At 59.5% G+C, this 16,014-nt stretch carries 10 protein-coding genes and 2 pseudogenes; 8 read left to right on the top strand and 4 right to left on the bottom strand.

Annotation, left to right across the window (positions count from 1 at the left end; genetic code table 11):
- Positions 1–156 precede the first annotated feature (156 nt).
- On the bottom strand, positions 157–1,020 hold the full coding sequence (locus F8N43_RS29985; RefSeq protein WP_412071790.1) for a methyl-accepting chemotaxis protein: 864 nt from the start codon (positions 1,018–1,020) through the stop codon (positions 157–159).
- Positions 1,012–1,767: pseudogene (locus F8N43_RS29980) on the bottom strand (MCP four helix bundle domain-containing protein); the annotation flags it as partial. The pseudogene F8N43_RS29980 and the gene F8N43_RS29985, both read right to left, overlap by 9 nt.
- Positions 1,768–2,057: 290 nt before the next feature.
- Between F8N43_RS29980 and F8N43_RS20295 the strand changes: the two are divergent.
- From F8N43_RS20295 to F8N43_RS29970, 4 genes and pseudogenes are all read left to right on the top strand, one after another.
- Complete coding sequence (locus F8N43_RS20295) at positions 2,058–2,288, top strand: hypothetical protein (protein WP_054053207.1); 231 nt, start codon at positions 2,058–2,060, stop codon at positions 2,286–2,288.
- Entirely contained in the window at positions 2,285–2,587 is a 303-nt protein-coding gene (locus F8N43_RS20290) for a cell division protein ZapA (protein WP_150654259.1), read from the top strand. The genes F8N43_RS20295 and F8N43_RS20290 overlap by 4 nt, the downstream gene beginning before the upstream one ends.
- A 100-nt stretch (positions 2,588–2,687) precedes the next feature.
- Positions 2,688–3,776: pseudogene (locus tag F8N43_RS29975) on the top strand (cache domain-containing protein); the annotation flags it as partial.
- 18 nt (positions 3,777–3,794) lie between these two features.
- Complete coding sequence (locus F8N43_RS29970) at positions 3,795–4,640, top strand: methyl-accepting chemotaxis protein (protein WP_412072597.1); 846 nt, start codon at positions 3,795–3,797, stop codon at positions 4,638–4,640.
- 142 nt (positions 4,641–4,782) lie between these two features.
- Here F8N43_RS29970 and F8N43_RS20280 read toward each other — a convergent pair whose 3' ends face one another.
- Complete coding sequence (locus F8N43_RS20280; RefSeq protein WP_150654257.1) at positions 4,783–6,585, bottom strand: acyl-CoA dehydrogenase; 1,803 nt, start codon at positions 6,583–6,585, stop codon at positions 4,783–4,785.
- 245 nt (positions 6,586–6,830) lie between these two features.
- Positions 6,831–10,784, bottom strand: a complete 3,954-nt coding sequence (putA, locus tag F8N43_RS20270; RefSeq protein WP_150654255.1) for a trifunctional transcriptional regulator/proline dehydrogenase/L-glutamate gamma-semialdehyde dehydrogenase — start codon at positions 10,782–10,784, stop codon at positions 6,831–6,833.
- Between the two features lie 462 nt (positions 10,785–11,246).
- Between putA and putP the strand changes: the two genes are divergently transcribed.
- From putP to F8N43_RS20250, 4 genes are all read left to right on the top strand, one after another.
- The gene (gene putP / locus F8N43_RS20265; protein ID WP_150632665.1) at positions 11,247–12,731 is read left to right on the top strand and encodes a sodium/proline symporter PutP; all 1,485 of its coding nucleotides are present in this window, start codon (positions 11,247–11,249) and stop codon (positions 12,729–12,731) included.
- Between the two features lie 289 nt (positions 12,732–13,020).
- Positions 13,021–15,042, top strand: coding sequence for a type VI secretion system tip protein VgrG (locus F8N43_RS20260; RefSeq protein ID WP_150640016.1), 2,022 nt, complete (start codon positions 13,021–13,023; stop codon positions 15,040–15,042).
- Positions 15,032–15,769: a DUF4123 domain-containing protein gene (locus tag F8N43_RS20255; RefSeq protein ID WP_150654254.1), complete on the top strand. Its 738-nt coding sequence runs from the start codon at positions 15,032–15,034 to the stop codon at positions 15,767–15,769. The genes F8N43_RS20260 and F8N43_RS20255 overlap by 11 nt, the downstream gene beginning before the upstream one ends.
- Positions 15,769–16,014: hypothetical protein (locus tag F8N43_RS20250; RefSeq protein WP_150654253.1), on the top strand; the 246-nt coding region annotated here is incomplete at its 3' end. The genes F8N43_RS20255 and F8N43_RS20250, both read left to right, overlap by 1 nt.

Genomic DNA, 16,014 nt, shown 5'->3' with positions numbered 1-16,014 from the left:
CTAACCTGTTGAAATGTGATGCTGTCAAAAAGCTTTGTAGGAGCGAGCTTGCTCGCGATGGACGTCAACGGTTCCGCGTACTGTCTGATTCACCGCATCGTCATTGGAATCATCGCGAGCAAGCTCGCTCCTACAGGAATTGTGTCACTGTGACATTCAGAGGCTAAACCGCCCGACCATGTTGTTCAGGTCCAGCGCCAATCGCGACAGCTCGTTGCTCGCAGCGCTGGTCTGATTGGCGCCGGTGGCCGATTGCACCGACAGATCGCGAATGTTCACCAGGTTACGGTCCACTTCGCGGGCCACTTGGGCCTGTTCTTCGGCCGCGCTGGCGATCACCAGGTTGCGTTCGTTGATTTCGACGATGGCGCTGTTGATCGTGTCCAGCGACATCCCGGCGCCGCGAGCGATGTTCAAGGTCGACTCGGCACGCTCGGTGCTGTTGCGCATCGAATCCACTGCGTGTTCGGTGCCGGTCTGAATGCTGCCGATCATGCGTTCGATTTCGCTGGTCGATTGCTGAGTGCGGTGCGCCAGTGCACGCACTTCGTCCGCCACCACCGCAAAACCGCGCCCGGCTTCACCGGCGCGGGCAGCTTCAATGGCGGCGTTCAAGGCCAGCAGGTTGGTCTGATCAGCCAGACCCCGGATCACGTCCAGCACCTTGCCGATGTCGCGAGACTCATTGGCCAGATCGCCGATCAGCGTCGCCGTACTCTGCACATCGGCGCTCATGCGTTCGATGGCGCTGACGGTTTCCTGCACCAGATCACGACCGTCACCGGCCGACGTGGTGGCATTTTTCGACGCTTCGGAGGTGCTCACCGCGTTGCGCGCGACTTCTTCCACGGCGCTGGTCATTTCATTGACGGCGGTAGCGGCCTGTTCGATTTCGTTGTTCTGCTGAGTCAAGCCACGGGCGCTTTCGTCGGTGACGCTGTTGAGCTCTTCAGCGGCGGAGGCCAGTTGTGTGGCCGAGCCGGAAATACGCTGCAGAGTGTCGCGCAGCTTGTCCTGCATCTTCGACATGGCCAGTAGCAAGCGACCGGCTTCGTCTTCGCCATCAACGGTGATCGGGCGAGTCAGGTTGCCTTCGGCGATCTCTTCGGCAGCGCTCAAGGCATTGGCGATGGGTTTGGTGATGCTGTTGGTCAGCAGCCAGGCAAACAGCATGGTCAGGCCGGTGGCGATGACCAGCAAGGTGATCACCAGATTGAAGGCCGAAGCGTACTGGTCGGCGGCGCGCTGATTGGTGTCGAGAGTTTGCTGGGTGTTGATCTCCAGCAAACGGTTGAGCACCGCGTTGACCGCTTCGGAGTTGGTCAACAGATCCGTGTTGAGCAGCGTGCGCAGCTCATCGACCTGATTGTTGCGCGACAGGGTTTTCATCCGGTCTTCGATCTGGCGATATTGTCCCAGCAACTGCACGTATTGATCGTAGGCTGCACGTTCCTGCGGGCTGGCGATCAGTTTTTCGTAGGAGGCCTGAGCCGCACGAATCTGTTGGTTGCGTGTTTCCAGCAGCTCCATGGTTTTCTGCTGAACGTCGGGCTCGCGGTTCACCAGCAAACGGTAGGACAGCACCCGCAGGCGCAAGGTGAGTTGAGTGAACTCGTCGAGGCTTTTGATACTCGGCACGCTGCTCAAGGTGATCTCCTCGGCAGCACCGCGAATCTTGCTCATCTGATTCAAGGCAAATACCCCCAGAACCAGCATCAAACCGCCAATCAAAGCGAAGCCGAGGAACGCTCGCGGCGCGATATTCATATTACGAAGGGACATGGTGTTTACCGAAAAGAGCGCACCTGTGCGGCGCTGAGACTGACGTATGGATGACTTATCGGTCATACGACTAAAGTCTTGAGGGCCTACGTGTATTTGTCACAGCCAAGTCCCGGCGACGAAGTGCAGGAACCAGATCCGCCAATCGCAGTCTTTAAAGATCGCGAGAAAGGTCGCCCGCCAGGAAAATCAAGGCATTGCGCCCCATTAACCCTGGCATCCGTGGTGACTTTTCTTTATCGTACGCGCCCCTTGAAAATGCTTGGAAATTCAAAATGTTGGAAGCATCCCTAAGCCAATTGGAACAGCTGGTCAGCGACCTTGTTCAACAGAACCAGAGCCTGCTCGGCACTAACCAAACCCTGAGCGCAGAACTGGCCCAGGCCAAGGATGAAAACGAAAGCCTGCAACTGAGCCTGATGGAACAGGAAGAGAAACAAGGCGCCACCGCCGCCCGCATTCAGGCCCTGGTTGAGCGCGTCAGCGCTGGTCCGGTCAGCGCATGAGTGTCGGCGCCGCAGGGGTAAAAGTCGTCTCGATCCTGGGGGAGGACTATTCGATCAAGGCGCCAGCCGGGGAAGAGCAAACCCTGCTGGACGCCGCAATGATGTTGAAGGCCGCTTTGGCCGACACCAAACGAAAGTACCCGACACTGATCGGTGACCGCCTGTTGGTGCTGGCCGCCATGAATCTGTGTTCTCAGCAGATCGAAATGAAAAAGCAGCACACGCTCGAACTCGACCGTTACCAAGAGCAAGTCAGCGCCACGGTTGAAGTGATCTCCAAGACGATCAATCAGTCCTGATCGGTTTTGCGCACAACCAAAGAATAAATTGTCGCTTGTGTTGTATACAATCGGCACGGCTGTTGCAGTGTTTCAGCCTCTTATTCTTTGGGGGTGCTCCATGCAGTTTTGGCGTCGCAGTATTCAATGGCAGTTGATCCTCAGTATGGGCACCGCCCTGCTGGTCAGTATTCTGATCGTGGTTGGCATTTATACCCTCGTGGTCAACCGTCTCGCCCAGCGCTACCTGGTCGAACAAGCGCTGCCGTCGAGCATCGAAGCGACGCGCAACGACATCGAACGCATCCTCGTTCAACCCCTCACTGCCGCCAAGGACATCGCCAGCAACCGCATGGTGCGAGACTGGCTCGCCGGGGGCGAAAACAGTGCCCAGACTGCTGCGTTTGTGGCGTATCTGGAAGGCATCCGCGCCGAACACAAAGCGTTTACCGCACTGATCGTCGGCACGGCTTCAAGCCACTATTTCAATGAGAAAGGCCTGGACCGGACCCTCAGCCGTTCCAACCCCAAAGACGCCTGGTTCTACTCGTTCCTCGACAGCAATCAGCCGCGCACCCTCAATATTGACAATGACGCCACAACCGGAGAATTGGCGCTGTTTATCGACCTCAAAGTCGAACAGGCCGGCAAAGTCGTGGGCGTTGCCGGACTCGGCCTGAGCATGAAAGAGCTGTCAGAGTTGATTCACAACTTCAACTTCGGTGAGCGCGGCAAGGTCTATCTCGTGCGTTCCGACGGTTTGATCCAGGTTCACCCCGAGGCGCAATTGAGCGGTAAACGCACCTTGGCCGAGCAAATTGGCGCGCCGGCAGCGCAAGCGGTGATGGGGCAACTCTCTACTTCCAAAGCGTCCGCCACGAACAGCAGCTTCGTGCGCGATGGCGAAGACTATCTGGCGTTGAGCCTGCCACTGCGGGATCTGGGCTGGACCCTGGTGGCCGAAGTGCCGCAGTCGCAGATCTACGCCGAAGCCCGTCGCGCCATGTGGATGAGCAGCGGCATTGGTCTGGCGGTGGCGCTGGTGTGCCTGTTGCTGGTGGTGTTGCTGGCCCGTGGCCTGGTGCGGCCGATTCGTCAGGTAACAGCGGCGCTGGTAGCCATCGGTAGCGGTGGTGGAGATTTGACCCAACGGTTAGATTCCAGCCGCGCTGATGAGCTGGGTGACCTGGCGCGTGGCTTCAATCGATTCCTCGACAGTCAGCGCGAGATGATCGGCGAAGTGCTGACCACCAGCGAGCATTTGCGCACCGCTGTCAGTCAGGTGGCGAAGGTTGTGGACAACACCGCCGAACGGTCCGGGCGTCAGCAGGAAATGACCGACATGGTCGCCACCGCCGTCCACGAAATGGGCCTGACCGTGCAGGAAATCGCGCAGAACGCCGGCAACGCGGCGGTTGCGTCGCAGAGTGCTCGTGATGAGGCGATGCAGGCGCGGGAAGTGGTGGGCGGTTCGATCCGGCATATTGAAAGCATGTCCGATGAAATTGGCATCGCGGCGGGTGCCGTTGGCGAATTGGCCAATCAGGTCGCGTCCATCGATCAGGTGCTGGCAGTGATTCGCGGGATTTCCGAGCAGACCAACCTTTTGGCGTTGAACGCGGCCATCGAAGCGGCGCGTGCCGGGGATATGGGGCGCGGGTTTGCCGTCGTAGCGGATGAAGTGCGGACGCTGGCGCGGCGGACGCAATCATCCACCGATGAAATTCAGCAGATGATCGGCAGCCTCAAGCAAGGCGCGGATAATGCGGTGTCATCAATGCACACCGGCCAAGCGGCGACTGGCACCGGGGTTGAATCGAGTCAGCGCACCGGGGCGTCATTGACGGCGATTACCGGGCAGGTCGAGCGCATCAGCGATATGAACCATCAGGTGGCGACCGCGACGGAAGAGCAGTCGGCGGTGACGGAAGAGATCAACCGCAATGTGCAGGGGATTTCTGATCTGGCCCGAGCGACGGCGGGGGAGGTCAGGGCTTGCCGAGAGGATTGCCAGACGTTGCAACGGTTGGCGGATGATCTGGCGCGGCAGATGGGCAGTTTCAAGCTGAAGTGATGTGGTGGTTGTGCTGACACCATCGCGAGCAGGCTCGCTCCCACAGGATTTGGGTGTTGATCACATTATCTGTGACTTACAGAGATCCCTGTGGGAGCGAGCTTGCTCGCGATTGGATTTCAGCAGCATTGCAAGGCTTTAGTTAAAACCACTCATCCTGCATCCCAAGACACACATCATCCCGAGTCTCAAGAATCGCCAGTTCATGGTGGCAACCCGGCACTTCCCACGTCAGGAAATACCGCGCCGCCTGCAGCTTGCCCTTATAGAAGCTCACATCCGCCGCATTTCCTTTGGCCAACCCTTCCTCGGCACGAATTGCCTGTTCCAGCCAGCGCCAGCCAATCACCGTGTGCCCGAACACTTTCAGGTACAGCGCCGAGTTCGCCAGGCTGCTGTTGACCTTGCCTTGGCCCAAATCGGTCAGCAGGCCAATGGTCACGGTTTGCAGGCGCGCCACCAGTTTCTCCAGTGGTTCACGCAACGGCGTTAACGATTCGTATGCATGAGCGCGCTCGGCAGTATTGGCGATCAGACGGATCAATTGCTTGAGCCCGGCACCACCGTTTTGCGCCAGTTTGCGACCCAGCAAGTCCAGCGACTGAATGCCATGAGTCCCTTCATGAATCGGGTTCAAACGGTTGTCGCGGTAATACTGTTCCACCGGATACTCACGGGTGTAACCGTGACCACCGAGAATCTGGATCGCCAGTTCGTTGGCCTTCAGGCAAAACTCCGATGGCCAGGATTTGACGATCGGGGTCAGCAAATCCAGCAGCTCATGCGCCTGTTTGCGCTCGGCTTCAGTCTCAAGCGTCGTGGTGTCATCGAACAGCCGAGCCGCGTACAGCCCGAGGTCGAACGAGCCTTCGACGTAGGCTTTTTGCGTGAGCAACATGCGTTTGACGTCGGCGTGCTGAATGATCGCCACCGGCGCGGTGTTCGGGTCTTTGCTGTCCGGCACGCGGCCTTGCGGACGCTCGCGGGCGTACTCCAGCGAATACAGGTAACCGGCGTAGCCGAGCATCACCGCGCCCATGCCGACGCCGATCCGCGCTTCGTTCATCATCTGAAACATGTAGCTCAAACCGTGGTGCGGCTTGCCAACCAGATAGCCGACGCACTCGCCGTTATCGCCGAAGTTCAGCGCGGTGGAGGTGGTGCCGCGCCAGCCCATTTTGTGGAACAGTCCGGCCAGCAGCACGTCGTTGCGCTTGCCGAGGCTGCCGTCATTGTTGACCAGGAACTTGGGCACGATAAACAACGAAATGCCCTTCACCCCGGCCGGTGCGTCCGGCAGTTTGGCCAGCACCATGTGCACGATGTTTTCCGACAGTGGGTGATCGCCGCCGGAGATGAAAATCTTGTTGCCCTTCAGGCGATAAGTACCGTCAGACGCAGGCTCCGCGCGGGTACGAATATCCGACAGCGACGAACCGGCATGCGGCTCGGTCAGGGCCATGGTGCCGAAAAAACGGCCGTCGATCATCGGTTGCAGGAAGCGCTGCTTCTGTTCCTCGGTACCGAAGCTTTCGATCAGGTTCGCCGCACCCATTGTCAGGAACGGGTACGAAGTCGAGGCCGCGTTGGCTGACTGGAAGTGGGCGAAACAAGCCTGGGACAACAGCGTGGGAAGTTGCATGCCGCCGGCGTCGAAACTGCGCGCGGCGTTGAGGAAACCGGCTTCGAGGAAGGCGTCCACCGCCGGTTTCACTTCCGGTATCAGAATCGCCTGACCGTCCTCGTAGCGCGGTTCGTTCTCGTCACCCTTGCGGTTGTGCGGGGCGAAGAATTTTTCGGCAATGCTGCGGGCGGTGCCGATGGCGGCATCGAAGGTCTCGCGATTGTGCTCGGCGAAACGCTCACGCTGAGTCAGGCCTTCGGCATCGAGGACTTCATACAGCTCGAAAGCCAGATTGCGGGAACTGAGCAACGTCTCGGACATGGCGGCCTACCTTTTTTTGGAATGGACCGAGTCTAGGCGTGGGAATAGAGGCTGAACAGGATGATTGATGAGCGTGATGGTGTGGTGCGGGCACCGCTAATCAAATGTGGGAGCGAGCCTGCTCGCGATGAGGCCATAACATTCAACATATTTGTTGACTGCTATACCGCTATCGCTAGCAGGCTAGCTCCCACAGGGGGGTTGCATTCCAGGCGCCCATTGCGAGCGCCTGGTTTTAAAGCGATTTAGCCGATCGTCATCAAGCTCGCATTACCACCCGCCGCAGCAGTGTTAACACTCAACGCCCGCTCAATCACCAAGCGCTCCAGCGCAATGTTGGTCTCGCCCTGGGACAACCCATGAACCCCGACAATCGCCCCGGCACGCTTGGCCACTTGCTGGCAAACCGCGCGCAGTTGATCGGAATGGCCGTGATGCAGAACCGCGTCAAACACCACTTCGTCCTTGTTCCAGTCGGAAACCAGCTTGATGCGTGCCTGAACTTCCTTCGGCAGACGTGCGAACAGTGCCTTGGTCAAGTCAGCTTCCGGCCACACCGCCGAACCACCCACGGCCAAAACAGCGGCCAGTTGAGCCAGCAGATCGCCCTCGACTTCCGCCAGGCACAGCACGTGTTCGCGCGGCAGAATGGCGTAGCTGTTGCGTTCGCCAGTCGGGCCTGCCAACACGCGAGTGATCCCGCTTTGCGATTGCGCCGCGAACTGCACGGACAGGGTGCTCAGGTCGGCAAACTTGTTGCTGTCGGCCCAGGCTTTCAGGGCGGTGAGCGGTTTGCTCATGGCATCACGCAAGCGAACATCCGGTGCCGTGACGGCATCGCCACGAGCGAAGGATTGTTCGATTGCATCGGTAGGACGAGTCGACAGCAGACGGTACAGGTACAACGGGCCACCGGCTTTCGGGCCAGTGCCCGACAGGCCTTCGCCACCAAACGGTTGCACGCCAACCACAGCGCCAACGATGTTGCGGTTCACGTAGACGTTACCGGCGTTGACGTTGTCGATCACCTTGGCGATGGTCTCGTCGATACGCGTGTGCACGCCCAGCGTCAGACCGTAGCCGGAAGCGTTGATCTGACCGATCAACTGGTCGATTTCTTTGCGCTTGTAGCGTACTACGTGCAACACCGGACCGAAGATCTCGCGTTGCAGCTCATCGAAGCTTTCCAGCTCGATCAGCGTCGGCATCACGAAGGTGCCGCGTTTGACTTCTTCGCTGTTGGCGATGGCCACCTGATAGACGTTGCGACCTTTGTCGCGCATGGCCTGGATGTGCTTCTCGATGCCCGCCTTGGCTTCGGCGTCGATCACCGGGCCGATGTCCACGGACAGGCGCTCAGGGTTGCCGAGACGGCATTCAGCCATGGCGCCCTTGAGCATTTCGATGACGCGGTCAGCGGAATCTTCCTGCAAGCAAAGGACACGCAGGGCCGAGCAACGTTGACCGGCGCTGTCGAAGGCCGACGACACCACGTCGATCACGACCTGTTCGGTCAGTGCCGAGGAGTCGACGATCATCGCGTTCTGGCCGCCAGTCTCAGCGATCAGCGGAATCGGACGGCCCTGTGCATCCAGGCGACCGGCGACGTTGCGTTGCAGCAAACGAGCGACTTCGGTGGAACCGGTGAACATCACGCCTTTGACCCGATCGTCACCGACCAGGCGGGCGCCAACGGTTTCGCCACGACCCGGCAGCAGTTGCAGCACGCCTTCCGGAATCCCGGCTTCGAGCAGCAAACGCACGGCTTGAGCGGCGACCAGCGGGGTTTGTTCCGCCGGTTTGGCCAGTACCGGGTTACCGGCGGCCAGCGCCGCAGCGACCTGGCCACTGAAGATCGCCAGCGGGAAGTTCCACGGGCTGATGCAGACCACCGGACCCAGTGGGCGGTGGGCGTCGTTGGTGAAATCGTTGCGTGCCTGCACGGCGTAGTACCGCAGGAAGTCCACGGCTTCACGCACTTCGGCGATGGCGTTGGCGAAGGTCTTGCCGGCTTCGCGAGCCAACAGGCCCATCAGCGGCTGGATCTCGCCTTCCATCAGGTCAGCGGCACGTTCCAGAATCGCAGCACGTTCGGCGGGCGGAGTGGCCTGCCAGATCGGCGCAGCATTCAAGGCGCACTGGATCGCGTTGTCGACGTCTTCGACGGTCGCTTCCTGCACATGGCCGACCACGTCGCGCAGATCCGACGGGTTGAGGACTGGCGCAGGGGTTTCGGTGCTGGAAACGCAACCGAGCATCGGCGCGGCTTTCCAGTGGTTATGAGCGGTGGCCAGCAGGGCGCAGGACAGGGAAGCCAGACGATGTTCGTTGGCCATGTCGATGCCGCTGGAGTTGGCGCGCTCGGCACCATAAAGATCACGCGGCAGCGGGATACGCGGGTGCGGCAGGCCGAAGCCGCCTTCCAGCGTCGCCATCTGCTCGATGCTGGCCACTGGATCGGCCACCAGCTCCTGAATCGAAATGGATTGGTCGGCGATGCGGTTGACGAACGAAGTGTTCGCGCCGTTTTCCAGCAGACGACGTACCAGGTACGCCAACAGCGTTTCGTGAGTGCCGACGGGTGCGTACACGCGGCACGGACGGTTCAGCTTGCCTTCGGAAACTTTGCCTACAACCTGTTCGTACAGCGGTTCACCCATGCCGTGCAGACACTGGAACTCGTACTGACCGGGGTAATAGTTCTGACCGGCGATGTGGTAAATGGCCGACAACGTGTGGGCGTTGTGCGTGGCGAACTGCGGATAGATGACTTCCGGTACCGACAACAACTTGCGGGCGCACGCGATGTAGGAAACGTCGGTGTACACCTTGCGGGTGTAGACCGGGTAGCCTTCCAGGCCTTCGACCTGGGCGCGCTTGATTTCGCTGTCCCAGTACGCGCCTTTTACCAGACGGATCATCAGGCGATGACGGCTGCGGCGAGCCAGGTCGATCACGTAGTCGATCACATACGGGCAACGCTTCTGATAGGCCTGGATCACGAAACCGATGCCGTTCCAGCCGGTCAGTTGCGGCTCGAAGCACAGGCGCTCCAGCAGATCCAGCGACAGCTCGAGGCGGTCGGCTTCTTCGGCGTCGATGTTCAGGCCGATGTCGTATTGCTTGGCCAGCAGGGTCAGCGACAGCAGGCGCGGGTACAACTCGTCCATCACACGCTCGTACTGCGCACGGCTGTAACGCGGGTGCAGTGCCGACAGCTTGATGGAAATGCCCGGGCCTTCATAAATCCCACGGCCGTGGGACGCTTTGCCGATCGAGTGGATGGCTTGTTCGTACGAAGCGAGGTACTTCTGGGCGTCGTGTTCGGTGAGTGCGGCTTCACCCAGCATGTCGTAGGAATAGCGGAAGCCCTTGGCTTCGAACTTGCTGGCGTTGGCCAGGGCCTCGGCGATGGTCTCGCCGGTGACGAACTGCTCGCCCATCAGGCGCATGGCCATGTCGACGCCCTTGCGGATCATCGGCTCGCCGCTCTTGCCGATGATGCGGCTCAAGGACGAAGTCAGGCCGGCTTCATTGTGAGTGGCGACCAGTTTGCCGGTCAGCAGCAGGCCCCAGGTCGCGGCGTTGACGAACAGCGACGGGCTGTTGCCCAGGTGCGGGTGCCAGTTGCCGGTGCTGATCTTGTCGCGAATCAGTGCGTCGCGAGTGCCTTTGTCCGGGATGCGCAGCAGCGCTTCGGCCAGGCACATCAGCGCCACGCCTTCCTGGGACGACAGGGAAAATTCCTGCAGCAGGCCCTGAACAATCCCGGCACGGCCGCCGGCGCTCTTCTGATTGCGCAGTTTCTCGGCAATCGAGGCCGCCAGCTTGTTGGTGGCTTCAGCCATGGCGACTGGCAAGCGAGCCTGTTCGATCAGCATCGGCACCACTTCCGGCTCAGGGCGACGGTAAGCGGCGGTGATCGAAGCGCGTAGCACCGATTGCGGCAGGATGCTTTCGGCGAACTCGAGGAAGCACTGGTGCGCGTGGTCGACATGGACTTCGCCACTGTCGTCAGCCTCTTTGGCGGTCAGGCCGTTCAGCTCGGTCAGGGTTGCACCACCCTCGAGTTTTTCCAGGTAATTGAAAATTGCCTGCTTGATCAGCCAGTGCGGTGTGCGATCAATCGAGGTCGCGGCCGCCTTGAGGCGCTCGCGGGTCGGGTCATCAAGTTTGACCCCAAGGGTGGTGGTAGCCATATTTTTATCCTCATGTTTGCCACGACCGCGTGGCATCAGCTGGCCGCAAGATTAGCTGGGCAACCTTTGAGGTGCAACCGGGTGCAACCCTTTTTTTGTCGGAATTATAAGCAGCTCGTCAGGAAATAAATTCCGGTACGAACGTACCGCACTTGCTTGGTGCTTTTAATTCTAGGAACGGTCGTTGACTGCGCTAAAAGGAAGCAAAAACCGGCTTTTTTCCGGTAAATCCGACTAGGTGCAACTTATTCTCGCGAAATGGGTTGCACCTTATTTGCATTGTTGAATAGCATTCGCGGCCAAGGTGCAACCAGTCGAAAAGACAGGTGTATCTGGCTGATGGCTTTCCTGGGGAAACATCAGTCATAAATGCGCGGGATCTGAAATCGTCTGTCAAACGTCGTCGTTTGCGTGCGGTTCACCAGCCGCCGCTACATAAAAACAAAGCCAGGGCGTAACTTAATGAGCGTAAGCAATCCAACCCTGATCACGTTCGTGATCTACATCGCAGCAATGGTGCTGATCGGCTTCATGGCCTATCGCTCCACCAACAACCTTTCTGACTACATTCTGGGCGGTCGCAGCCTGGGCAGCGTCGTGACTGCATTGTCCGCCGGCGCCTCCGACATGAGCGGCTGGTTGTTGATGGGCCTGCCGGGCGCCATCTACATGTCCGGCCTGTCCGAAAGCTGGATCGCCATCGGCCTGATCATCGGTGCTTACCTGAACTGGCTGTTCGTCGCCGGCCGTCTGCGCGTGCAGACCGAGCACAACGGCGATGCGTTGACCCTGCCGGACTACTTCTCCAGCCGCTTCGAAGACAAAAGCGGTCTGCTGCGGATCATCTCCGCGGTCGTGATCCTGGTGTTCTTCACCATCTACTGCGCTTCCGGCATCGTGGCCGGCGCCCGTCTGTTCGAAAGCACCTTCGGCATGTCCTACGAGACAGCGCTGTGGGCCGGTGCTGCGGCGACGATTGCCTACACCTTCGTCGGCGGTTTCCTGGCCGTGAGCTGGACGGATACCGTACAAGCCACGCTGATGATCTTCGCCCTGTTGCTGACGCCGATCATCGTGCTGCTGGCCACCGGCGGCGTTGACACCACGTTCCTGGCCATCGAAGCGAAAGACGCCAGCAACTTCGACATGCTGAAAAACACCACCTTCATCGGCATCATCTCGCTGATGGGTTGGGGCCTGGGCTACTTCGGCCAACCGCACATCCTGGCGCGCTTCATGGCGGCGGATTCGGTCAAGTCGATCGCCAAGGCACGTCGCATTTCCATGGCCTGGATGATCCTGTGCCTGGGCGGCACCGTCGCGGTAGGTTTCTTCGGTATCGCTTACTTCTCTGCACACCCTGAACTGGCCGGTCCTGTGACCGAAAACCCGGAGCGCGTGTTCATCGAGCTGGCGAAAATCCTGTTCAACCCATGGGTTGCCGGTGTCCTGCTGTCGGCCATTCTGGCCGCGGTAATGAGCACCTTGAGCTGCCAGTTGCTGGTGTGCTCGAGCGCCCTGACCGAAGACTTCTACAAAACCTTCCTGCGTAAAACCGCTTCCCAGGTTGAACTGGTCTGGGTTGGCCGCGCCATGGTGCTGCTGGTTGCCCTGATCGCCATCGCGTTGGCCGCCAACCCGGAAAACCGCGTATTGGGTCTGGTCAGCTACGCTTGGGCCGGTTTCGGTGCTGCGTTCGGTCCGGTGGTCCTGATCTCCGTGATCTGGAAAGACATGACCCGCAACGGCGCACTGGCTGGCATCCTGGTTGGCGCGATCACCGTGATCGTGTGGAAACACTTCGAGCTGCTGGGTCTGTACGAAATCATCCCTGGTTTCATCTTCGCCAGCCTGGCGATCTACATCGTCAGCAAACTGGGCGCGCCGACACACGGCATGCTGCAGCGTTTCGCGGCTGCCGAGGCTGATTTCCGCCTGAACAAGTGATCGGGATGAGCTGAGGCTCAGACCTTTCGCCGAACATGAAAACGGCCCGCTTCCTTTGGAGGCGGGCCGTTTTTATTGGGCGTTAGAAAATCCCACCGTAGGAGCGAGCAAGCTCGCTCCTACGGTTGTTCTGCTGTGTTTCTGAAAGGAATGTCTGTAGCCAAACATCCCGATTATTGAAGGAAGATTCCCTAAAAAAGCAGGGGTAATCTGTTTTTCCTGTCCCTCCGCTAACACCCGTTTTCGCTCATGCAGAATCGCTCGCCTTCAATCTGCAGAGACACATCGGATGTTCGCTCCTGCTAATCAACCGCGCTTCACGCTGACCGTCGACGGCGACCAGAATGACCTCAAGGTGCTTGAGTTCACCGGCAAGGAAGCTATCAGCCAGCCTTACCGCTTTGACCTGGAACTGGTCAGCGATCGGCCGGACATCAAACTCGAAAACCTCCTGCATCGTCAGGCCTTTCTGAGTCTCGATGCACAAGGCTCCGGCATTCACGGTCAGATTTATCGCGTGGGGCAAGGCGATTCCGGGAAGCGTCTGACGCGTTATCAAGTCAGTCTGGTGCCGAATCTTGCCTATTTGAGCCATCGCATCAATCAGCGAATTTTCCAGCACAAAAGCGTGCCGGCGATCATCGAGGCGGTCCTCAAAAGTCACGGCATTCTCATGGGGGCTGGCTTCCATTTTCAGCTCGGCAGCGATTACCCCGAGCGCGAGTACTGCGTGCAATACGCGGAAAGCGACCTGGCGTTCATCCAGCGGCTGTGTGCCGAGATCGGTATTCACTACCACTTTGAGCACAGCCCCGAGGGGCATTTGCTGGTGTTTGGTGATGACCAGACAGTTTTCCCTCGTTTGCCCGAGCCGATTCCCTACCTTCCAGACACCGGCATGGCAGCGCAAGCACCTGTCATCAAGCGCTTTAACGTGCGCTTGGAAACCCGCACGACGGCCGTGACCCTTCGCGATTACGACTTCACCAAACCTCGCCTGGACCTTGAAAGTCGTGTCGACAGTCAGCAATTGCCGGCACTGGAGGCCTACCACTTTCCTGGCCAGTTCTCGGATCGCGATCATGGCAAGGACCTCGCTCAACGAACGCTGGAGCGCCACAACGCCGACTACCGTCAGGCTGCAGGTCGAGGCGATGAATCTGCCTTGATCAGCGGGCATTTCCTACGCCTCGCCGACCATCCGCGTCAGGCGTGGAATGACCTGTGGTTGATCACCGAAATCGAACACCATGGCCGCCAACCGCAAGTGCTGGAAGAGTCGGCCCCCGGCGATAACCCGGATGATTTCCAGGGTTACTGCAATACTTTTCTGGCGACGCCTTGGGACGTTTCCTTTCGCGCACCGCTAGGACCAGAAAAGCCACGCATGCTCGGCTACCAGCCTGCCGTGGTCACCGGTCCGGTCGACAGCGAAATCCATTGCGATGAGTTTGGTCGGGTCAAGGTCCAGCTCGCCTGGGACCGCGACGGTCAGCTCAATGAACATTCCAGTTGCTGGTTGCGGGTTGCCACAGGCTGGGCCCACGAGCAGTACGGCAGCGTGCTGATTCCGCGAGTCGGCATGGAAGTGCTGGTGGGTTTCATTGACGCCGATGCCGACAAACCGCTGGTGATGGGGTGCCTGCCCAACGCCGCAACACCGCCGCCGCTGGACCTGCCCGCCGACAAGACCCGCAGCATCTTCCGCAGCCAGAGCAGTCCAGGAGGCGGCGGTTACAACGAATTGCGCATCGAGGATCGCAAAGGCGCCGAGGAAATCTACCTGCGCGCCCAGCGAAACTGGACCCAGCACGTGTTGAATGATCAGCAGGTGCAGGTCGACAACCAGCGCAACATCATCGTCACAGGGACCGCTCGCCATGAGCTGAAAGCTGACGAACAACGCATCACTCACGGCCAGCGCCAAGCCGAAGTGAAGCTTGACGATCACTTGGTGGTGATGGGCGACCGGCACATCCGTGTGTCCAGTCAGGCGCTCAACGCCAGTCAGCAATTCCACGTCCGCGCCGGTCAGCAAGTGGTCATCGACGGCGGTGCCAGCGCGACGATTCAGGCGGGCGGGCAGTGGATCAACATCGGTCCCGGCGGGATTTTCAGCAGCGTACCGATTCAGGTCGGTGGAGGGTTGATGCCGTCGATGGCCGCTGCGCCCGTGTCGCCGGATACGCCGTTTAAACTTCTCGTCGCCCCGGTCGCGCTGCTGAGTACCGCACAGATCATGAGCCTGCAAAGCGACGCGCCGTTCTGCGAAGAATGCGAGCGCTGCAAGGACGGTGTCTGTGCCGCCTGATCGCTTGTCACCCCACGCCTGGCTGGAACGCCAACCGCTCAAGCCTGGCGAGCAGTTGTTCGCGATTTTCAGCGGTGCCAGTGCTGCGCAGCCATTGAATGCCTGGCGACACACAACTTTGGCACAAGCGCCGAGCCCGATCTGGGCCGACACCGCCTATGCCGAGTGGGAACCGGTGATGCCCTATGTCGGAATCGTCGCCGCAAGCAGTGAGTTTCTGCAGTGGGTCGCTACGACCGAGTCCCGTGACTGGGGGTGGCTGGCGGTTTCTTCTGCGTCTCAAGACGCCTTGGTCGAGCATCTGCGCAGCCTGACCCAAGTGCTTTTGCCCAACGGCAATGCGGTGTTTTTCCGCTTCTGGGATGGGCGTTATCTGTTGCCGATTCTTCGGTCTGCCGACGTTAACGCCGCCAACTTAATGCCAGTGCTTGAGCGTTGTTTGATCAATGGGCAGCCGCTCGATATCGGCGGCAATGCATTGAAAACCTCCAGGGTTTTTCCGTGGTGGGAAGTGGGTGAATCACTGCTCGAAGACCTCGCCACCCAGTCAGCGACAACCCGCATCGACAACTTGATGAAGTGGTTGGGCGAGGACCGTCCTGATCTTTTTGAGGCGTTTTCGCAGCGTGTGTTGCGGCACAAGGTCGCGATCTTTCTGCAAGCGCCGGACCTGCCTCAAGCACCGAAACAAGCCTTGGCGAATTACCTCATGGCGGAGCTGAACTGATGGATCAGAGGGGGCGCATCGAGCAGGAGCTCGACGGTTTTAAAGACACGTTGGTTTTGTATCGCCAGCAGCTTGGCGATTTCTTGAGCCGCAATGCGGACAAGGTCAGTCGGGCGATGGACATGCCTTCGCTGTTGGACATGGAGCGGCTGATAAAGCTTGGCGATTCGACGACCGCGGTGAGTAGTCGCGACGATGATTTTTTCTCGGGTTTTGCGCGGTGTCCTGCGAACGGAACTCTGGAG

This window comes from Pseudomonas fluorescens (assembly GCF_902498065.1).
Classification (GTDB): domain Bacteria; phylum Pseudomonadota; class Gammaproteobacteria; order Pseudomonadales; family Pseudomonadaceae; genus Aquipseudomonas; species Aquipseudomonas fluorescens_BJ.
This window is presented reverse-complemented; position numbering and strand designations above follow the sequence as displayed.

Bases quoted from the DNA above. Each gene is read 5' to 3' on its own strand.
- F8N43_RS29985 (WP_412071790.1), bottom strand. From the start codon at position 1,020: ATGCAGGACAAGCTGCGCGACACTCTGCAGCGTATTTCCGGCTCGGCC.
- F8N43_RS20295 (WP_054053207.1), top strand. From the start codon at position 2,058: ATGTTGGAAGCATCCCTAAGCCAATTGGAACAGCTGGTCAGCGACCTT.
- F8N43_RS20290 (WP_150654259.1), top strand. From the start codon at position 2,285: ATGAGTGTCGGCGCCGCAGGGGTAAAAGTCGTCTCGATCCTGGGGGAG.
- F8N43_RS29970 (WP_412072597.1), top strand. From the start codon at position 3,795: ATGATCGGCGAAGTGCTGACCACCAGCGAGCATTTGCGCACCGCTGTC.
- F8N43_RS20280 (WP_150654257.1), bottom strand. From the start codon at position 6,585: ATGTCCGAGACGTTGCTCAGTTCCCGCAATCTGGCTTTCGAGCTGTAT.
- putA (WP_150654255.1), bottom strand. From the start codon at position 10,784: ATGGCTACCACCACCCTTGGGGTCAAACTTGATGACCCGACCCGCGAG.
- putP (WP_150632665.1), top strand. From the start codon at position 11,247: ATGAGCGTAAGCAATCCAACCCTGATCACGTTCGTGATCTACATCGCA.
- F8N43_RS20260 (WP_150640016.1), top strand. From the start codon at position 13,021: ATGTTCGCTCCTGCTAATCAACCGCGCTTCACGCTGACCGTCGACGGC.